At 58.4% G+C, this 20,840-nt stretch carries 15 protein-coding genes; 2 read left to right on the forward strand and 13 right to left on the reverse strand.

Translation table 11 applies throughout. From position 1 onward, the window contains the following. Positions 1-3 precede the first annotated feature (3 nt). Positions 4-816 (forward strand): NAD-dependent epimerase/dehydratase family protein, encoded by an 813-nt coding sequence (locus tag A4R29_RS20570; protein WP_063172742.1) that lies wholly within the window; start codon positions 4-6, stop codon positions 814-816. Between the two features lie 703 nt (positions 817-1,519). Here A4R29_RS20570 and hxsA read toward each other — a convergent pair. The 10 genes from hxsA to A4R29_RS34505 form a co-directional block, all read right to left on the reverse strand. Beyond that, positions 1,520-2,065: a His-Xaa-Ser repeat protein HxsA gene (gene hxsA, locus A4R29_RS20575; RefSeq protein ID WP_063172743.1), complete on the reverse strand. Its 546-nt coding sequence runs from the start codon at positions 2,063-2,065 to the stop codon at positions 1,520-1,522. Then, positions 2,062-3,171 carry a His-Xaa-Ser system radical SAM maturase HxsC gene (hxsC, locus tag A4R29_RS20580; RefSeq protein ID WP_063172744.1) on the reverse strand — a complete coding sequence of 370 codons (1,110 nt, stop codon included), beginning with the start codon at positions 3,169-3,171 and terminating at the stop codon, positions 2,062-2,064. Before hxsC ends, hxsA begins: the two co-directional genes overlap by 4 nt. Then, a complete protein-coding gene (gene hxsB, locus A4R29_RS20585) occupies positions 3,168-4,577 on the reverse strand; it encodes a His-Xaa-Ser system radical SAM maturase HxsB (RefSeq protein ID WP_063172745.1) in 1,410 nt (469 codons plus the stop codon). Before hxsB ends, hxsC begins: the two co-directional genes overlap by 4 nt. Beyond that, positions 4,574-4,993 carry a hypothetical protein gene (locus A4R29_RS20590; protein WP_063172746.1) on the reverse strand — a complete coding sequence of 140 codons (420 nt, stop codon included), beginning with the start codon at positions 4,991-4,993 and terminating at the stop codon, positions 4,574-4,576. The genes hxsB and A4R29_RS20590 overlap by 4 nt, the downstream gene beginning before the upstream one ends. Positions 4,994-5,030: 37 nt before the next feature. Next, a complete protein-coding gene (locus A4R29_RS20595; protein WP_063172747.1) occupies positions 5,031-5,771 on the reverse strand; it encodes a hypothetical protein in 741 nt (246 codons plus the stop codon). Between the two features lie 16 nt (positions 5,772-5,787). Then, positions 5,788-6,267, reverse strand: coding sequence for a hypothetical protein (locus A4R29_RS20600; protein WP_063172748.1), 480 nt, complete (start codon positions 6,265-6,267; stop codon positions 5,788-5,790). Beyond that, the gene (locus tag A4R29_RS20605) at positions 6,267-8,507 is read right to left on the reverse strand and encodes an AAA family ATPase (protein WP_082827469.1); all 2,241 of its coding nucleotides are present in this window, start codon (positions 8,505-8,507) and stop codon (positions 6,267-6,269) included. The genes A4R29_RS20600 and A4R29_RS20605 overlap by 1 nt, the downstream gene beginning before the upstream one ends. Positions 8,508-9,134: 627 nt before the next feature. After that, complete coding sequence (locus A4R29_RS20615; RefSeq protein ID WP_063172751.1) at positions 9,135-14,702, reverse strand: DUF3320 domain-containing protein; 5,568 nt, start codon at positions 14,700-14,702, stop codon at positions 9,135-9,137. A 401-nt stretch (positions 14,703-15,103) separates the two neighbouring features. Then, positions 15,104-15,535 carry a hypothetical protein gene (locus tag A4R29_RS20620; protein ID WP_145923778.1) on the reverse strand — a complete coding sequence of 144 codons (432 nt, stop codon included), beginning with the start codon at positions 15,533-15,535 and terminating at the stop codon, positions 15,104-15,106. Further along, complete coding sequence (locus A4R29_RS34505; RefSeq protein ID WP_155249130.1) at positions 15,532-15,672, reverse strand: hypothetical protein; 141 nt, start codon at positions 15,670-15,672, stop codon at positions 15,532-15,534. Before A4R29_RS34505 ends, A4R29_RS20620 begins: the two co-directional genes overlap by 4 nt. An 898-nt stretch (positions 15,673-16,570) precedes the next feature. On the opposite strand from A4R29_RS34505, the gene A4R29_RS33315 reads away from it, so the two are divergent. Further along, positions 16,571-16,933, forward strand: a complete 363-nt coding sequence (locus A4R29_RS33315) for a helix-turn-helix transcriptional regulator (protein WP_435891270.1) — start codon at positions 16,571-16,573, stop codon at positions 16,931-16,933. On the opposite strand, the gene A4R29_RS20625 is transcribed toward A4R29_RS33315, so the two are convergent. From A4R29_RS20625 to A4R29_RS20635, 3 genes are all read right to left on the reverse strand, one after another. Continuing rightward, positions 16,914-18,167, reverse strand: coding sequence for a tyrosine-type recombinase/integrase (locus A4R29_RS20625; protein ID WP_063172753.1), 1,254 nt, complete (start codon positions 18,165-18,167; stop codon positions 16,914-16,916). The two genes, A4R29_RS33315 and A4R29_RS20625, sit on opposite strands and share 20 nt — an antisense overlap. A 315-nt stretch (positions 18,168-18,482) precedes the next feature. Next, on the reverse strand, positions 18,483-20,045 hold the full coding sequence (guaA, locus tag A4R29_RS20630) for a glutamine-hydrolyzing GMP synthase (protein WP_013530373.1): 1,563 nt from the start codon (positions 20,043-20,045) through the stop codon (positions 18,483-18,485). Between the two features lie 48 nt (positions 20,046-20,093). Further along, a complete protein-coding gene (locus tag A4R29_RS20635) occupies positions 20,094-20,762 on the reverse strand; it encodes a 5'-methylthioadenosine/S-adenosylhomocysteine nucleosidase (protein WP_063172754.1) in 669 nt (222 codons plus the stop codon). Positions 20,763-20,840: the final 78 nt, after the last annotated feature.

Consider the following 20,840-nt stretch of genomic DNA (forward strand, 5'->3'; position numbering starts at 1 on the left):
ACCATGCCGCATTACGAACGCATCCTGATCACCGGCGCCGCCGGCCGGCTTGGCTCGGAACTGCGAAAGGGGCTGGTGCCGCTGGCAAAAACGATCCGCCTGGCAGGTCGCGAACCGTTCGGCGATCTTGCTCCTCACGAGGAAGAAGCGGTCTTCGATCTCGCCGACATGGAGGCTACACTTGCGGCCACCAAGGACTGCGACGCGATCGTGCATTTCGGCGGTGCGCCGCTTGAATGCGAATGGCAAACGATCCTGGATTCCAGCATTCGCGGATCCTACCACATCTACGAAGGCGCCCGGAAACACGGCGTGAAGCGGATTATCTATGCTTCCTCGGTGCATGCCATCGGCTATCATGAAGTCGAAGCCCATATCGGCGTCGATGCGCCGGTGCGCCCCGACAGCCTCTACGGCGTGTCGAAGAATTTCGTCGAAAGCCTGAGCCGGCTCTACTGGGACAAGTTCGGCATTGAGACGGCTTGCCTGCGTATCTTCTCGTCCTTTCCCGAACCGGCCGACCGACGCATGCTGTGGTCGTATCTTTCCTTCGCCGACTGCGTGCGTCTGGTCGAAGCAGCACTGACGGCGCCGCGCGTCGGGCACACAATCTCGTTCGGCATATCCGACAACAAGCTGAAAATGGTCGACAACAGCGGCGCCAACCATCTGGGGTTCATCCCGCAAGACAGCGCCGAGCCATTCCGCGCAGCGGTCGAGGCGAAGACGCAGATTCCGGATCCCAAGGCGCCATCGGTGAAGTATCTGGGCGGGTGGTTCTGCGAGCTTGGCCATCCGGACGACAAGCGGGCGTAACTATCAAAAACCAATCCGCTAGATGGCGAAGACGAAACATCCACCAACACCCCTACGGCTCCCTGCAATTCACGGCGACAGCCGAATAATGATCATGAAGCGCTTCCGGGACGTTCAGGCCAGGGCGACACCGGCGATCGTGCAAGACCGTAGGCTCCGGCGATCACCCCCATGCCTCCGATGTGCTTCTGGGGTTCGGTGACGTCTGCCATGTAGGCTTCCGCGATCACCTGTTCTGATGCAGGATCGTCTCGGCCGCAATGAAGCCCCAGGTTCCCGGCAGGGATTCGCATCTGGCAGAAGAATCCCGAGTCTTTGCGCCATAGATACGTCGCCCGCTCCAAGTGTGCGTTTCTGGATAAAGGGCGATAATTACACAATATAATAAAAGACTTAGGTAATGGTGGGCCCGGAGGGCGAATGAAACTCCTTGATTTTGTTGAGTTTTTCGTGGGCCAAAATCTGAAAGCTTCCCGTATCGTCCCGTATGCTCCCGCGACGCCAAACAGCCGACCGTAGCTAACCTCGTTTGCGAACGTTCGGAGACAGGGTCTAGAACGGCGGCATACTCAGGCCGTCAATTTCCTACGCGCAGGACGCCATTCGCATTACGAAGCAGTTTGAGATAGAACAAAAGCGTTGCGGATTCACGGCTGTGCAATGGACCTGCCACCTACGATCGTGCCAAGCAGGTAAAGGTCCCTTACCTGGCCTCTATCATCAGTGCAGTCAACGTCTCGGGCGTAATGGTGCCGGTTACCTTTAAAGAGTAGTCTGCCTGCATGCGCAGTAGTCCGGCCCTCAGCTCGGGGTTCATCTCGCCGTCTATCTCGCCACTATAGTAGCCGAACGCGAGCAAGGCGAACTGAACCTCCTGGACGATCTCCTTGAACTTGTAGGAATTGCCTGGGAGTGTCTTCAGCGGTGACGGCGCTGGCGCAATAGCGGGCGGTTGATAGATCGGGGCAAGCGTGGACGGCGCGTTATACAGCGGAGCGGCTTGGCTCGGCGCTGGCGGGGTGTAAGAATAGCCGCCCGACGACGACCTGTGGCTCGAGTGAGAACTGTGACTGCTGTGGCTGCGATGTCCCGCCAAGGTATACAGGTGGTCGAGCTTAAAAATATCGAACAGAGATTTCGTGTTTGCGTGATCGCCGTCCAACGTTGGCTTGGTCGGCAGCGCCTGTGCATTGGCAGGCAAGAATCCCGCAGCGAGTAGCGACGGTATCGCGAAAAGTCGTTTCCTCATTGAATCGCCCCCAATTTGCCGTACCCGTGATTAGCTGGATGCCACTCGAAAAACCCCCCGCACCGAGTCTTCAACGAGCATCCCTCGCACTCCTTCCGGTAGGCACGCTTCCAGTCAGAGATCGTAGCGGGCGCCAGCCAGCGGTATGGTTCCGGTACCGTGCAGAGCGGGAAATTGTAGAGCCAGGCATCAATTCCCCGGCTCCGCACGAGATCGATGGAACGGCTGACGACATCGAAGCCTTCCGAACTGTCGTAGAAGAGCGTCTTCCAGTTCATTCGACCGAAGCCGATGTTTTCCATCTGCATGACTGCCCATGTCCGGATGAACGGCAGGGTGGAGACGATGAACCTTGCCAGTTGAGGCAGCCCATCCGCATTCGGACGCATCAGCACGGTGCGGAGCTCTACCTGGGCACCCAAGCGGCACATGAGCGCCAGGTTCTCCAGCAGTTGCGCGTGCGCGCCGGCCTTCCCGACGATCTCGTCATGAACAGCGGGATCGCAGGAATAGAGAGGGATTCCCCAGACCACCCTTCCCCGATCGATACGACTCATCGCCTTCCAATCATCCAGATCGAAATGCTGGCCATTGGTCAGGATGTGGAAGGAAAGGTCCGGGCGCGCCAAAAGCACCCTCTCTAGGAATCGGAACAGCTGAGTTTTGAAAAGCGTCGGCTCCCCACCGGAGATCCCGATGGTCGCGCCTTCCGGCGCAAGCAACGCCGCGGTTTCGAAATACGGGAATAGATCGACGTGGTGCTTCTTGGGCGGCTGGGAGCACATCAGGCAAACCTGGTCGCACCGCTCCGTGACCAGGAAGGTGTTGTGTTGAGACGCACTACGGATAAGGCGATCTGCAGTTCCACGCCGAGGGTTCACGAACAACACGTCGCCATCGACCTTGGAAGGATCGATGCCAAGGATTCGTATGGGACCGCCCTCGCCGACGTAATCAGCCCCTTCCGGGCCGACGCGCTCCAGTGCGACGTCGAAAGGAGTCAGTTGTTCAGTCCTTTGCTCGCAGACCGCGAGCTCAAACGAGCGAAGCCGGACCACGAAAGGCTGGTCAGCGTTGGCTTCCACCTTGATGCGCAAGGGTATCATGGGTGCACCGGCGCCATGTCGCCGGTCCAGCCGGCAACGCCGAGCCAGGCGGCCAGCGAGGCGCGCGTCGGCTCGTCGTTTCGGTAGAGGAGCTCAAAGACCTTGTCGAAGAGAGACAATTGCCGGCCGCAGAACCATGTGTCAGGCCGCGGAATGTCGATCCGGCCATACCGGGAGATATCGTCGATCACGTCAGTGCCGCAGAACGGCTGATAGGCGCAATGGATGCAATCCGGATCGAAATGGTTGAGTGCCCCCGAATTGAGAACGTCTACCTTTGCCCGGTCGATTCCTGTTCCGACATCGCCAATGCTGAGATCGATACGGCCGGTCCTGGACAGCATGCGCGCCTCGTCGGTCGGGTAGAAGCGGCCGTCGTGGTCTATCACGACATAGTCGGAGGCGAAGAAGTTCGGGTTGCGTATGTCGACGTGGTTGTCGGCATCGAAGCGGAGCACACGCTTCAGGCACTGGCTGAAGTAGTATTCCTCCATAAAGCGTCCAGTGCGACGGTTGCGAGCGATCAGCAGGTCGATGAATTCGCAATGAAGGCGATTCCAACGCGCAAGGGCGTTGTCGCCCTGTTGAATCCTTCGCGCGAATCCTTGGTGGTTTATCGGGCGAAGGTAGACGGACCGGACTCCGTAGCGTTCGTAGTTGTCCAGCAGCGCCTCGAAGTCCGGTGGGTTGTCGACGTCCACCGTCGGCAATGCCGAGATCTTGCCCTTCGGATAGCGGGAAACGGCTGCCTCGAGATTTCGAAAGAAGGTGTTGGTGACCTCGCTTTCATGCGTGCGCTGGCGCTCATGCGTTGCCCGGTCTCCGTCAAGGGAAGTGCTGATGAAGGTGTCGTCGGCATCGAGGAACACCCATGCGCGCGGATCCAGTCGCTGCAAGTTCGTGCAGACAACGAACTGGGATTGGGAAAACTTTTCCCGGCAGAAGTCGCGGACAGCTTCCAGCATGTCGACCCGGAGCAGGGGCTCGCCACCCTGGAATTCGATCTTGATGTCGGGACCTTCCAGACTGTCGAGAAACGAGAGGACGCCAGCGAGGGTTTCGGGCGACCAATCGAACCCGCGGGCCGTTTCGGGAGCGCGGGAAACCTGGCAATAGCCGCAGGCAAGATTGCAGCGGAGCGTCGGCACGAGGATGACGTAGTTCATTCTCGTCGGCCTCGACTGGCGCCTCGCCCACCTGTAGGCGAACGATGTCCAGTGAAGGTCGAACTCCTTGTCGAAGCCGTGATTTCCCTCGTTCAGGAAGGTCTCATCGGCGGGGGACAGGTTGTCGGTGGCGTACCGGTCCAGGAAGCCGTGGCTGGACTTGAAGAACTCGCCTGCGTCATCGGAGAACAGCACCGAACCCTCCGACATCTCGCGGAACTTCAATGGCCATACGTTCATCGGCGTGTCACCGCGGCGACCAGCGCTTCACGCGTGGACAAGGTTTCCGCGTATATTTTCTCGCGGTAGACGGCGTACAAAATATCTTTTCGAAGCTGGTCTTCAATACCGGCTGATGAGCCTATTGATATCGTACCGCCTTTCCACTCAAGGCGGCAGTTTGGGTAGAGGGCCTGCAGCCGAAGCATCGCGGCATCGGCGTATTTCTCGAACTGCGGCGGGATCTTCACCACACATTCGCATTCAGTAGTGTTCGAAAATTTCGTCATGTCCCCACCCAGCTCGATAATGCGCGGCGAGACATGAACAATCAACGCATATTTGCTTTTCTTTCTGTCTTTCCACTCTATCCACTCGCTAAAATACTGTATCGTCTCTCCGCCTTCGATTTGTCCTGCGTTCAGACGTGGGACCAATCTTCGCCGAGCTGCACTCAACCGTGCTCGCGGCGCGTCAACGATCCTTGTCCGCCCTGGAGGCCGCGTTCTCCCGATCCTTCAGAAGTCGCGAACGAAGCTGGCGGGCCTCGACGACAAACTCATACGGGAGCACCTCAAACACTTCCTTGAGGCTGACCGGATCGTTGCGCGCCCACAGATAATAAGGATCGACGATTTCAATGATTTTTACCAAGCGAGTCCACTGGATCGGCTTCGGCGAATCGAGCAGCCGACCGCGATGCAGTAGCGCAGACGTTTCAAGGCGACGTTGACGGAGCGCCACAAGAGCGGCATCGCATACGGCCGGCAGGGTTTCGGCTGCGAGCTGGTCAAGCCAAGGTACAACCACAGCCGAAGGAATGACCGCGGCTACCTGAGCCGCCAAGACTCGGTCCTTTGAGCGCTGCGAGCTCGCCAGCGGAGCGAGCAGCGCTGCCAGTCTGTCGCCCCCCAGATGTACGCGAAGGCGCCGCTCGAGCTGCAGGCGAAGGGAAGGCTTCGCGTCCGGGTAGCGGTTCAGGAGTTCCGGGGCGGCGCTATCCGGGTCGATCTCAAGCATCAGGTCGGCGGCAGCTGGTACCTTGTGGCGCGTGAGCAAGCATTGCGCGGCGAAATAGGCCTCTTCCGGATCCTCGCTTCGCAAATAGCCAATGGCCCCGATCGCGTTGCCGCGGTCAAACCCCGAGTGGCGGTAGGCCGCGCGCAGCAGCTCGTCTCGGGCCCGGCCGTCGCCCGCCTCGGCAAGCAGTCGCAACAGCCCGCCATCGAGATCAGGTGTCCATTCGCTCGCGAGCGCCGCAGGAAGCTGACGACCGCAGCCCTGCCCTCTGGGGATGGTCGATGAGCGGACGCAGGTAACCTTGGTGCGACCATGATGAACTCCCTATGTCCTGCTCTGACAGCCAGTCAATAACGGCGCGCCGGGCATCTGCATCTCCGTGTTCACCGAGGTAGGTAGCGACGAGATGCGCCTCCTGGTGGATCTGCCCGGCAATCATCGCGCGCGCCACCGGAAGCAGTCCGGGCGTGTAGAAGCCCAGCGCGCGAAACGAGGCCAGTATCCTGAGCCTGATTTGGCGGGGGGTCCCTGGTTCCAAGAAGGTCGCGACCAGGCGGGACGCATCCTCCGCGGCGCGGAGGAAGCCTGTCAGAGCTGCGGCAGTGTCGAGAGATTGTGCGTCGCCAGTTGTGAGGAGATCCATGATGCGCAGGCGGAGCGCCGAGGTGTCCCGGCCGTTCGACGAGCGCATCAGCGTGTTGCTTCAAGCGAGCCGTAATGAACGGGGTCGTGGTTCCGCACGGCATCCAGGATTAATGTAACGATTGCTTGCGCCTCACTCATGTCTGGTAAACGCATTCCGGCACTTCTCGAAAGCGTGTGAGAATAGAAATGCATAAATTTGCGGGCGCGCTCAGCATCAACCGGATCGGTGATGAGACGATCAATACTGCTATCTATGTTAACGTGCTCGAGGAACTTGAACGAAGCGTACCCTTCGATGAACCTCCTCGCCATGTTGCCGAGATTGAAGATGATCTGATGATCGTTCTGGGGGTTCTCGGCGTAGCCGGCAATCTGGTGAAAGATGTAGAGGTACTCGGAGCGATATTTCTGAATGCTGTCAGGGCATGGAATAATCTTCGAAGCGACAAGGCCATTCGCGTCCGTCCGCTCAACGAGATATGTCCGATACATCTGATCAGTCATCTTCCTCATCCAATCCAGCATGAGATTGAAAAACTCATGGCTGTGGGTCGAGATGAACAGTTGCCTGGCCAGACATTCATGCCTGGCGGGTTTGGGCGCCCCTTCGTTGAACCGGTAAAATATGGTTCTGATGAATGCGCAAACGTGCAGAAGATGGTGCGCGTCAAGGCTCGATATCGGATCGTCGATATAGACGATGGTCTGCGAGAGATTGTTTCCGTTTTCGAGCAGCTTGGTGATGAAGTAACAGAAGGCGATCGCCGTACGCTCGCCTTCGCTCAAGTTTCGGGCAGGTGCTTCGCCGCGCATCAGCTGAAAACGGTCGCTGTCAGTGACATTAACCTGAATATCGGCTTTGCCGAAAAATCGCCGAAGGGTCTCGTTGATGGCTTCCGCACCTTTGGTCGCGTTTGAGAGTTCCGCCTGAAGGTTGGCGATCTCCAGATCAAGGACAACAAGGGCCGCTTCAGAGTCCGTTACAGCTTTCTTCTGAGCACCAATTCGGACCTCAAGTGCAAACCGATCGATCCGGCGCATCGCGTCGGCTGCGTAATGATCCTTTAGCATGGCAACAGCTTCGTTGCGCGCGGAGTTGAACCGACGGGTGCGATCATTGTTCTCATCTATCAGGGCCTGAAAACGCCTCGCTGCCGCAGCGAGTGGATGGGATTGTGGTTCGCCGTCCGGTGGCTGCACAATGTCGAACGGATTTCTCTGCTTTTTCTTCAGGGCATCGATGAGCGCCTGTATGGCACCGTTGAAGCCGTCTCTAGCGAGTGCCAGCTCGCGACCAGCCTGTATATGTTCATCATGCAGATCCGCATAAAAGCCTGATCGGGGATAGGCGGCACCGGAAAACTCCATCCGTTGCCCAGTAAGTTCATCAATCGTTGTGGTGATCCGCTTCATGAGATCATCAAACGCATCGGAAAAGTGGGCGTTGAGTGCCGCCTTGCGCGCGGTAGTCAGTTCTCCTTCGCAGAATTCACAGTGCGACTTGCCGTCATGCAGGTGTCGCCCATGTTCAACCCATGCTGCAATATCCGGTTGTTCCACAAGGCGCGCGATCGTGGCAGATGAGTCGATCTGGTCGCTCAGGAGAGCAATGCCTTCGCGCCAGAGTTGGTTGATGGAGTGCGTGACAATCGAAAGATCGGGCAGAACATCCTTCTGCTCGGCACTCACTTTGCCGCGTGCTGCCTGAACCTGCTCGGGAGGTAGGGCATCGGGCATCGTGCCATTCCAAGCACTGATTATGGGACGCAGGTTAGTCCTGTTGAAACGGCCGACCGGAAGCTCGTTCACGATCTGGCTGGCACAATCCGTTTCAGCCTTACTGATTCTGTCATCAAGTCTCTTGGCCTCAGCGACGGCTGCCTTACGCTGATCGTCGAGTTGCGCACGTTGCATTTGCTTCTGTACGAGGTTATCGCGTCGTTCGATATTTTCGGCACCGAGCAGGAGGATGGGATTGAAACCGTCGGCATCATCCCAACGAAGATGTGCTTTGCGGAAATCCTCATTGAACACACGTACGTTGCAGGGCGTTGCAAAGGAATGATCATACTGTGTGCCGTCAGCGTGCACCACGTCAAAGCGCGCGTTGGGATAATCCGGATGAAGTGCCCCATCTTCCAGGCAGCGAAACACACGCGACAGCGTTGTCTTTCCTGAGTAATTCCAGCCGTAAATCAGATTGAAGGGCGCGAACTCCGGTAAGGTACCTCCGGTGAAGTTGTTGAAGACACCGAAATCCTTGATGCTTGAAATACGTCTGAACATAATGCCCACCCTAAAATGCGATTCGTTGCTCTAGCCAACCAGCACTCGCAACGCCTGGCGGGTTCCGCCGAAAAGTTTCGAACAGCCACTTTGGGCCAGCGGCAAGTTTCGGCGGGCGCTGGTGGATAGTCGTCCATGTGACGCACGCGTCAGTCAGGTCAGGGCTTAAGCGATCAGGCCGGTGCGAGGTCCGATCCGTCCGCCAGCGAATGGCAGCAGTCTCCTCACGGAGCGCCATGTCCAGCTGCGCCTTGACCTTCGCTACACTTAGCATCTAAACCCTCTTCCTTCTAAGGTCATTTGTATACATGGAGATTCGCACCCATGTTCGGCGGACCATCCATTGGCGAGAACAGTATCATTTACTTCTACCGGCCCACCCACGGGTGAGAAAGTCTAGTTGTTCAGCTGAAAAAATGCGAATCGCAATTTGGATTCTCTGGCGTCAACTCAATCATCGAAACTAGCGTAACAACTCGCTGAACAACGCAGCGGTGAATCGAGATGGATGTCGGCCGTGTGAACAAATCGAAATGCCATTCAGTCTCCAGCCAAGGACAGGGTCGTCCCAGGTTCGCTCTGATTTAGCGAGGGCGATTAAGTCCACCCTCACATTTCGCTGATTTCTTACTGAGCGTTTGCGCCGTCTATCAGCAGCCCGTCTTGGTACCGCAACGATCCCTTGGCGACAGCAGCGGCGACCGCCGTTGAAATCAATTGCCTCAATTGAGCGCTTGTGGCTTTGAAGCCCAGCATCCTCGCGATGCTCGGTCCAATTTCGTCCTCCGTCGCGCCGAGATTGGATCTCACCACCTCAATGGCTCCTTGGGCAACTTCTTCCGATGAGATCATTTCGGGCTTACGCAATCCAGGGGACATGACACCGCTGCGGTCCCGTAGCTGAATAGGGGCGCCGGGCTTAAAGCAGAAGTCGCCCCGCCGTGCCACCGCTCCCCGTGCTTCGGCGACAATAAGGCCGCGCTCAATCGCGTCCTGAATTCTACCGCCGGCCCGCTGCAGGCCCCACGCAAGCCGAATACGCGATACCACCTCATCGAGATGGATTGGCGTCTCCGCAGCCACGACCTGCTCGACCAGCCCAGCCAGAAGACCGGTGGGCGTCTCGTGAAGTTCAAACTGGCCGGGCGGTCTCTGTATATGGGCTTCCGAGTAGGTCCGATCTGGTGCCGCGGTTCCGTTGGCGGTTTCCAAGCCGATTTCAGTAACATTACCTCGGTCGACGGTTACGACTTGTACGGCTGCGGCACGGCTTCTCTGGTTTCCCAACTCTGCTCGTTCAGCGAGTTCTCTTGTCGCAGCATCAATCGCTGCCACTGTCCGCTCGAGCTGTTCGCGCGGCCGTTGGAACCAATCAGCGCTCCAAATGCGATGTATGATCCAGCCATGGTCTTCCAGGACAGCCTGACGCAGCCGATCCCGATCTCTGGCAGAGCGCGACGAATGATACTCAGCGCCGTCGCATTCGATGCCTAGTAGGTAGCGCCCTGGCCGCTCCGGATCAGCAACCGCCAGATCGATGAAGAAGCCCGCGATACCGACTTGCGCATGGACCTGGTAGCCTCGTTCAATCAATGCGTTGGCTACCTGTTCTTCAAAGATTGAATCCATCTCCCGGGTCGTCGTCTGGGCGAGCGAGATACGCCCGGTCCTCGCGTAGTGCAAAAAGAGCTTGAAGGCGAACACCCCCTTGCCCTTTCCGCGCTCAAGGTCGATGTCCTCATCTGTTATCGACGCGTACACCTCACAGGCACGCTTGGCCCGGCTTATGAGAACGTTGAGGCGACGCTCACCGCCTTCCGAACCGAGTGGGCCGAAGCGCATGGCCATATAGCCCTGGGCATTCTTCGCGTACCCTACCGAGATAATGATTACATCCCGCTCGTCGCCTTGAACGTTCTCCAGGTTCTTGACGAAAAACGGCTCACTCGGATGAGCGTGGAAGAAGTCTTCCGTGTCGGTATTCAGTCGCCGCAGCGCTTCAAGCTCATCTTGAATTGCACGACGCTGGCTAACAGAGAAAGTCGCAACGCCCAGAGACTCCTGCGGATTCGACTTCGCATGACGGATGATCGCTTCTGCTACAGCTCGCGCCTCGATCGGGTTCGTTCCGGTCCCTCCTGAATCGAACACCCCGTCCGGCACGTGATGGAATCGCAGCCCCATGCCGGCCTCCTGGGTGTAGGGGCTCGGCACAATGAAGAGCCGGTTCTCGTAGAACTGGCTATTCGACACGGCGATCAGCGATTGATGGCGACTGCGGTAGTGCCAGCGAAGCATCCGCTGCGGCAAACCACGAGCCGTGAAAAGCCCGAGGATGCTCTCGATATCAGCGACCTGTGCACCCTCTCCGTCGTCATCTTCAGACTGCGAGCCCGTCATCTTCGCGAAAAATGTGGTCGGCGGCAGTTGCCGTTCATCGCCAACGACAACCACCTGGTTCGCCCTGGCAATTGCGCCGAGCGCATCCACCGGCTGGATCTGAGACGCTTCGTCCATAACCAAGAGGTCGAACGACATCCGACCGGGCGACAAAAACTGTGCCACCGAAAGCGGGCTCATCATGAACACCGGCTTCAGCGCTTGGATAGCAGGCCCTGCCTTGAGCATCAACTGCCGGACAGGCATATGGCCCCTCTTGCGAGCCATCTCAGATCGAAGCAATCCGACAGGCCCAGCTCCGCCATCTCTTGGAGGTATCTTCCGATGATGTGCGGTCACGACCTCGATGGCGCTAGCCTTGATCCTTTGTCGGTCCAAATCAGCAAAGTCGCGGACAGCTCTGGAATGAAGCTCGCCGTCGAACCTCCCTAGCTCCGGCTCTCTATAAGCCATCGCCGTCAGCATTTTCTCGTAATAGGCCATATCGAAAACCGACCGCGCCAATGCGGTTGGAATCTGGCCGTTGGCCAGGCCGTCTATCAACTGCCCTAATCCGGCCTTTCGGGCAGTGTCGGATCGTTCTTCGTAGGCAACCCATTTCGAGAGCTGTTCGTGATTCTCGACCCAGCCCTGCAATCGAGCAATCAACTCGGGTATCACGACCTCGGAGAAATCGCCTACTCCAAACAACGACGAAGCGTCAGCTTTCAAATCCTCTGCAACCGCCCTGAATTGCAGCGCCGCGGCTTGGGTCGCTTCTCGCATTGCACGAGCTGATTTCGCTATCTCGACCCTGTCAGGCAAACGGGCGACAAGGTGTCGAAGTGCGCTATTATTTTTCAGCCAGAGCTCGGCCTGCGTAAGCGCGGCCCAGTTGGATCCTCGCCCGAGCCAAGACGAACCGAATGCTGACGTGCCAAGGGCGTGAGCCGCATCGATCTCTTGAGCAAGCGTCTGTAGGGCGCCCAGGCGTCTTACGAGCTCCAGCCGATGCGACAACCGATCGGGCACGGTGGCCAGAAGCTCTCTAGACGCTTCGTCCGCTTGTGCCACGGAGCGCGCCTTCACTTCCATCAGCTGCAGTGAAGCTCTTTCTGCGGAAGCCACGTCACCCAGCATGGACGGCGCGAGGTGACCGAGATCATTCCAGAAGCCCTCGATCATCGGCCGGCCGATATCGATCACCTTGCGAACCCGGAGCGCCCGCGCGCCCGCTTCGGAGCGTTCGGCCATCCGCCCAGCGATAAGACGCGGTTCCGAGCCAAGACCCCTCAGCGTGCGCATCCATTCCACTAGCGCCAAGAGCGGTGCCGACGACGATTTCTCCCGGCGCCAATCCGCTCCGAAGGCGGAACGACCAAAGGTGTCGCCATCACGGACCCTCGAGGCCGCCGCTTGTCCCTTCATCAATACGTCTAGAAGACGCACGATCTCGGTCGACGGCGCGTTGGAATCAACCAGAAGGGATCGCACAAGTGCTTTGGCGCGGCGGTAGTCGCCGCTCAGTGCCTTCAACAGTCCGGTTTGGGTTGCGAGGGCCTGCCTTGTCGGTGCTACGTCCGTGTTCCAGGCAGCGTCGACAACCTTGCCCTTCAGTTCTGCTTGAACCGCCTCAAGCGTTGCGACGCTCTCGGCAAGATCTGCTGCTTGTTCAAGTCCAGAGTCCCACACGGTCGCAGCAAACGCTTCTGGACTTGCGTCAGGGGCGGCCGCAACTCTCTCCCCCGTCACGATTAGTCTAACGAGCCCTGCCAGCGTGTCCGGTACAACCGTTGACCCCAGCTCCTGATTCAACCGCTCCGCTTCATCCCGCAATCGCGGGAGCAGAACGGCCAGATGGTGCGCGCGGACAAAGCCGTCTTTCGGAAATTCCGATGGCAGTTTCGCAAGCTCTGTCTCGAGATCGTCAATTGGGGTGTCGATCGCTGTCGCCGCCAAATGCCGAGAAACGTCTTCGAATTTGCGGGCGAAATCCGATCCTGTCCAAAGGACCGACGCGATTTCCTTCGGCTGGTCGTCCCACGCTGGCGAGACCAACGCGTCGGCGGGCAGCTCTGGTGCGGAAGCAAGAAGTTCCCCGCGATCTTCTATCTCGCCGCTGTCGCTCAGAATTCGCGGAGGCTCGGCCTCGATCCGCGCGGCAATGTCAATCAGTTTGGCCTGTACGGCCTTCGCTTGATCCAGCAAGGATGATATCCGTGGGATAAACCGTTCGACGGTGGTCGGCAGTACGACATCCAGGCCAACCCCTCTCCAGGGATGGTGGATGGGTAGCCCGATTTCGTTGATCCGCTGAGAGACCTCGTCGAGCAGCTTCCGGCGTGACGAGACGCCCTCACTCGTCCAATCGGTGGCACCCGCGAGTTCGATATCAACGGGTTTTTGCCCACTCTGCCTGAGCCGGGTTAACTGGCCGAACACCTGGTACGGCGTCAGGGCGGATGCGCCAAACGGTACATGCATCCGGTCGGCATGCGCATTGAGTCTATCTCGCGCCTGCAACAACTGGTCGGTGAGCGCAGACGGAAATTGGCCTCGGGGCGATCCGAGCTGCCAGGTGCGGCGCAGCTCCTCCAGCATCATGCGCTTGTTCGCCTTGTTGCTGTGGAGTTCCAGGCAAGCGTCACCTACCCCGGCATTGTCGAGGCGACGCTTAACGACCTCCAGCGCGGCCATTTTTTCGGCTACGAAAAGGACGGTTTTTCCGTCGGCCACGGCCGACGCGATAACGTTTGCAATCGTCTGCGATTTGCCTGTGCCGGGAGGACCTTGGATCACAAGGTCGCGCCCCTTCCTGACATCATGGATCGCGAGCGTCTGGGAACTGTCGCTGTCGACAATATGCAACATCTCCGCAGGCGCAATGTGCGGATCGATCGCGATATCATCAGACATCAGCGGCTCGCGTGCTTCAAAGCCGTCTGAAAGGAGCGAGCGGATCTTCGGCTGTTCGATGATCTTGGTGCCATCGGGCCAGATTTCGGGATCAAGGTCCCGGTACATCAAAAACTTCGCGAACGAGAAGAACCCCAGCACCATGTCGTCCTGGAGCACCTCCCAACCTTCTTTGGTTGAGATCGCTGCGGCCACGGCATCGAGGTACTTTGAGGCGTCGAAGTCGTCTCCAGCATCGAAGCTCGGCATGGCGAGCTTGTGCATCCGATCGAGATAGAGTTCGAGAGAGAGATTCGCGCTCTGATCCTCAGGCCTCGCGCGTAACCGGAACTTCTCTCCGGCCGTTCCTCGCTCGAGACGAACCGGTACCAAAATGAGCGGTGCTTGACGGATGTTTTCCTTGTTGTTCGGGTCAACCCACTTCAGCATTCCGAGCGCCAGAAAGAGGACGTTAACGCCCTGCTCCTCTTCTAGCGTCCTGGCATCGTGGTAGAGATCAAGAAGCCGGCGTTGCAAGCCGGTGGGAGTCATCCGCGTTTGCAGCTTGGTGTCTGAATGTCGCGTCGAGATCCCCCGATCGTCGACCCCATCGTCCTCTGGCTGAGCCAGGGAAATGGGCGAGTAGTCAATCTCGTCATCCGCGGCGGCTTCTTGGCCTGCCTTCGGTCTATCGGGCTTGCCGGCGAGGAAGGTAAAGGCCTTGCCTTCGTTCACCAGCAACCGATAAATCTCGGACGACTTCTCATCGACGATGTCGATCGTCTTCGCGCTCTTGGAAAACCGCGGCACGTTCAAAAGCCGATTGCGCGCGGAAAGGTCGAGCAGCTCCATCCTGGCACGCTCGAGTTTCTCCCTCAGAGGCAGATCGCTCTGGAAGACCGATTTTTCGACGTCAGACAACTACACCCCCATGCAGAACGAAACACATAGAACCTACGCAATGGCAGTCGCAATAAAAATACCAGTCGCTTTTGAAATTTGTGAATAAAAGGTTTCATGCCGGCTACGCCTCAATATTTGTGAAAGCCGACGGGACGGGCTGCCTGCTCAAGCAATCGCGCCATTTTGGACGTATGGGACAATTGCCGAACCTAGAGACGCGATGGAACCGTCTTCAGACCCAGTTTGCTCTCTCTTTGTTCCGATCAACTGCGCCAAACAGCACACTGGGTTGGATGCGCCGGAAGGTGGCATATGGCGTCACCGATCGCTTGGGGTTAACGCTAGAGAGCGACGCAAGAGGATGTCGTAGACGGCTCGGTGTCGCATACCAGCTCTGATGGCCCTGGGGCACCCTCCGTCTATTTCTCCAGAGCTAAAAGATCCCTGATGTTAGCGAATGTATCTGGATCGTGGATTGCAGCCCTTAGATGCTCCCGTAGCGACTCATCATCTTGGAACAACTTCAACATGTCGTGAATGAGGAATTCGGCCAGCTTTCCAGTCCTACCGCTGAATTGGCTATCTAGGTAGGTGGCGCAAGCTACTTCCAGATCGTTTAGGAGGTCGCGAAAGGCACCGGTCCATTCAGGGTTTTCGCTATCGCCGAGAGTCGGCTCTAAGCGGGACAACATGTCGATCCGTACGCGAATATTCTCGTGTAGTGTAGCCACGGCTCCTGCCGAGGCTGACAATTTGTCGGTTCGCATTTGGTATAAAACTAGTCCGACGCCAACCAAGCCAAGAGGAAAGCCGATCACTGTGAAGAGATCGGCCAAATTGCTGAGGCTCAAGACTTCTTCCCGCCGCTTTTCACGCCCAGCCGCGCTTTGTAGTGATCGGTACTCAGAGATTTTGTTTCGTTGGTTGCGCCAGTGCGAGTCTTCCCGTCACCTGCAGGCCTTTTAACAACTTCGATCTTCTTAACCATTTCGTCCCTCCGCTGATCGTGAAACCGGCGGGCCGAAGCCCGCCGTCACTTTATTTTCCGTGCTTGGTCGGATCCACAAGCTTGTAAGTGGATCCCTTTGACGGAGTCGGCGGCAGTGGCTCATTGCGAGTCACTGTTCTTTCCGGTCCCTTGCCGCCACGTGGGCCAGTAATTTCGTACTGACCTGACCGTGGAGCGGGTTGACCAGGCCGAAGGGGAGGATTCTTCGCCATTAGTCTTTACTCCTGTGGCTTGCCAATGAAGCCTCAGGACGCTAGCTACCGACCTGCTAGGGAGCGGACTCGCGGTCTTTGTTCGTCCACTCGGCGCCACATTTACCGCGAGTACGCGTAAAAACAGAGGCAGGCTACCGAATCGGCGCCTGCCTCTTTTTTATGCAGAACTTGTTTGGCAAGTAAACAGAGATTCCCGTTCTGTGAGCAGGGAAGCACAAGCAAATAAGTCAGTATTGCTGTCCTTCTAGTACGTCCTTTGACCTGGAAGAGCTAGAGGTACGGCACAACATCGTAGAAACTCGGGCGTGGGGTGGCTCGCCAGTTCGCATCCCGAAAGCACTTCCGAACGGAGTCATGCGGAGGGGCGGCCATTCGGGCCTGCAAATTGCCCGTGTGCACTCGGTTTGTGGGCGCTGCAAGCGGCGGGAGTCGACGTGGACATTTTGCTGCCTAGTGCCACCCCGGCTCAGGGGGCTTGTTGGCGTCCGTATGGTACGGAGGACGAGCTGGCGACATGGCGATGAAGATACCAGACCTCGCTATCATGATGCCTCCAAAGCTCGCCTGCTGGTCAAAGGAGACGGTGGGATCGTAGTTGAGAGCTATACCTGGATTGGAGCAGACGCACGATCTTTGATCCGACGGAGCCCTTCGGTAAGCACATGGTCAAACGGCAGAAGCCAACTCAATGCGAAAGCTGCCAAGGCATAGGGGGCGCGCCAGCGGATAGCTCCCTTCCGGTTCTACCGCACATTGAGACGCGACAGGTCGTGCGAACCGTTCGCCGATCGCAATTGCGAGAAATCGTCCCGTTATCGGACACGACCATTTATGAAATGGAACAACGAGGCGAGTTCCCCCGACGGTTCAATCTGACCCCCCGCTGTGTCGTTTGGGACCTGGGAGAAGTCGAAGCCTGGATTCAGGAACGCCGGAACGCGTCCTTTGCTGGTTCGATCGAACTGGCCCCGGGACCAGACGTGCGGTCGCGGAAGACGAGGCCCGTCAAATCGGATCGAGGATGACGGCTGCCCCGGAAATCGGCTGCAGTGTGGGTGCGTGTTTGTTGCCAGCCGCCCACGCTTCAATCATGTCGGCCCATTCCTGCAGCATGTGGCGCCGCTGCGGTTCGTATTCAGCCTTGTTATAGACGCCGCGGGAGGAGCGACTGTCTTCGTGTGCAAGGCATTTTTCGATCCAGTCGCGATTGAATCCGATCTCGTTTAGGAGCGTGGAGCCGGTCCGCCGTAGATCGTGCACCGTAAAGGGAGCAAGCGGCAGATTTTGTTGTTTTGCGCGGTCCACAATGGCCATGGTAACCCGATTGAAGGTCGCGCGCGACATGGGTTCGTCGGCGTCATAGCGAGATGGAAGCACGTATCGAGAGTTCGCAGCGCAAGTCTTGAGCGCAATCATGATGTCGAGGGACTGGCGGGACAGGTAGACGTTATGTGGCTTCTTCCGCTTCATTCGCTCTTTGGGAATGCTCCATACCGCGTTCTCGAAGTCGACCTCATCCCACGTCGCGTCCAGAAGCTCACTCTTCCGAACCATGGTGAGCAGGATCAGCTTTAGGCCCAGCCGAATGGTCGGCAAAGTCGGCACATTCTCCAACTCTTTCAGCATGATTCGAATTTCTACGGGTGACAACGCCCGGTCTTTCGCCTCGAAGGTGGCTATCGAAGATGGCCCTACCTTGTCCGCCGGATTGGCGATCTTCTCGCCGTGCAGAATGGCATAACCATAGACCTGCTTAACAATATCCCGGACATGAATGGCGGTTGCTGGTGCGCCACGGTCCCGGACCTTTGCGCACAGCGCCCGCAAATCGTCCGATGTTATTTCTGTGAGGAGCCTTTTGTCCCAAATCGGCAAGATGTCTCGATCGAAGACGGCTTTGCGCATGGAGCGCGTGCTGTCCGCCATCTTCGCCTCTTTAAACCATCTTCTGCCGGCATCGCCGAACGTCCCCGTCTCAGACAGGCGCCTCTTGTCACGCTGCTTTTCCTGGGCTGGTGATTTTCCGGCTGCCACCATTTTTCGTGCTGCAAGACAGCGGTCACGCGCCTCTGCTAGCGAGATGCCTCCCTCACCATAGCGGCCCAGCGTCACTGTCTCTCGCCGACCATTCACTCGGTAGTCGTATCGGAACGATATCTGCCCTGTGGGAGCCACGGTCGCGTACATACCGTCACGATCAGTGACTTTGTATATTTTATCTTTTGATTTCAGCTTCTTAAGTGCGATGTCTGTGAGCATAGGAGGAGACAAATGGGGGCATCAGGATTGTGAAATGCCTAGTTTTACCGTCATTCGTTTTACCGTCAAGGCTCTGGGAGAGCCCATTGGATTCAATGCCTTACCTCGAAAGATGCCAACAGGCTTGAGTCCGGCGCAGTGACGGCATCAGTCTGCAGCGAAGATGACGCGAAAAGGAATGCCGTCAGATCTACCGTCAAATGATTCCGCTTAGGGGCGATAGTCAGCGATAGACGTAGAGACGAAAGCAGATAAAATTCAGACGTTTAATGAAGTTTCCTCGATAGTCGCCGAATGCTGGCGAACGACCGACCTTTATTCCCACTCGATTGTTCCAGGCGGCTTCGACGTCACGTCATAGACGACGCGGTTGATGCCGCGGACTTCGTTGATGATGCGGGTGGCAGCAGCCCCCAGGAAGGCCATGTCGTAGTGGTAGAAATCCGCCGTCATGCCGTCGACCGAGGTGACGGCGCGCAGCGCGCAGACGAACTCGTAGGTGCGGCCGTCGCCCATCACGCCGACCGTCTGCACCGGCAGCAGCACGGCGAATGCCTGCCAGATGGCATCGTAGAGGCCGGCCTTGCGGATCTCGTCGAGATAGATGGCGTCGGCTTCGCGCAGGATCTCCAGCTTTTCGCGGGTGATGCCGCCGGGGCAGCGGATGGCAAGACCCGGACCTGGGAACGGGTGCCGGCCGATGAAGCTTTCGGGCAGGCCAAGCTCCTTGCCCAGCGCCCTGACCTCGTCCTTGAACAGTTCGCGCAGCGGCTCGACCAGTTGCATGTTCATGCGCGCCGGCAGGCCGCCGACATTGTGGTGCGACTTGATCGTCACCGAGGGGCCGCCGGTGAAGGAGACACTTTCGATCACGTCGGGGTAGAGCGTGCCTTGCGCCAGGAATTCGGCGCCGCCGAGTTTCTTGGCCTCTTCCTCGAACACCTCGATGAACAGCCGGCCTATGGTCTTGCGTTTTTTCTCCGGATCCGACTCGCCCTCGAGGGCGTCGATGAAACGGTCCGACGCGTTGACCAGAATGAGCGGCAAATTGTAGTGCTCACGGAACATCGCCACCACGCCCGCGGCCTCGTCCTTGCGCATCAGGCCGTGGTCGACAAGGATGCAGGTCAGCTGGTCGCCGACCGCTTCGTGGATCAACAGCGCGGCAACGGAGGAATCGACGCCGCCCGACAGCGCGCAGATGACCTTGCCCTTGCCGACCTGCTTGCGGATCGCCTCGACCGCGTGCTCGCGGTAGGCGCGCATGGTCCAGTCGCCCTCGATGCCGGCGATGTTGTGGACGAAGTTCCTGAGCAGCCGGGCACCGTCGGGCGTATGCACCACCTCGGGGTGGAACATGATGCCGTACATCTTGCGCTCGATGTTGCCGAAGATGGCGAAGGGCGAGCCCTCCGATTTGCCGAACACCTCGAAGCCGTCGGGCAAGGAGATGACGCGGTCGCCATGGCTCATCCACACCTGGTGGCGCTGGCCGGGCGCCCACAGGCCCTCGAACAGCGGGCTGTCCTTCTGGATCTCGACGAAGGCGCGGCCGAATTCGCGATGGTCGGAGCTTTCGGCGACGCCGCCCATCTGCACGCACATGGCCATCTGGCCGTAACAGATGCCGAGCACCGGCACGCCGGCGTCGAAGACGATCTGCGGCGCGCGCGGACTGCCTATATCGCCGGTCGAAGCCGGGCCGCCGGACAGGATCACGGCTTTCGGATTGATGCGCTTGAATGCCGCTTCGGCCGACTGGAACGGCACGATCTCGGAAAACACGCCGGCCTCGCGGATGCGGCGGGCGATGAGCTGGGTGAACTGGCTGCCGAAATCGACAATCAGGACGGTATCGGGATGATTGGCTGTTTTCATGGCGAGCGTTTAGAGAAAGAAATGAGTCGACGCAATGGGTTGCGAGTTTCAGAGCGGTCTGGCGTCTTCATGCGGCGAATCTTTCAGAAGCGTGCCCGAACCGATGGCCTGTTCGAGCCGCATGACGGCCTCCGCCAGCTTCCCATCGATGACTTCAAGATATTCGGTCCAGTCGCCGACATGCCTGAGATCCGCCGCCCCGTCGGAAATGCCGCGCAGCCCGATCAGCGGAATGTCGAACAACTGGCAGGCGCGCAGGCAGGCGAAGGTCTCCATGTCGACCATGTCGGCGTTAACAGCATCATAGGCCGCACCGGTGATGATCGCGCCGCCGGTCGATAGCGTCGCCTGCTTGATATCAGGTATCTTGAAGGGCAATGGCACGGTCACCGGCAGGTCGAGGAAGGGTGTGGCACCCTTCTCGAAGCCGAGCGGCGAAGCGTCGATGTCACGGTAGCTGACCGAAACCGCCTGGTAGATTCCCGTCTGCTCCAGCGTCCGGCTGCCGGCTGAGCCGAGCGACACGACGAGGTCGGGCAGGGTTTTTTGCGACTTCAGCCAGGAGAGTTCAGCGCCTAGCCTGACGCCGGCCTCGACCGGACCGACACCTGTCATCAATGGCGTGAACAGCTGCTTGAGATGCGGACCATATTCGGCCTGTGCCGCCATGACGAAGAGAACGTCCTTGCCCGACAGGCGGCGAATTTTATCGGTCATGATGATTTGCTCCTCTCCGCCCGATCCCCTGCTTATCTGCGCCGCCGCTCGCCGGGGCCCGCTGCCTGCGGCAGCTCC

The sequence above is a fragment of the Mesorhizobium ciceri biovar biserrulae genome, assembly GCF_001618845.1.
Classification (GTDB): domain Bacteria; phylum Pseudomonadota; class Alphaproteobacteria; order Rhizobiales; family Rhizobiaceae; genus Mesorhizobium; species Mesorhizobium ciceri.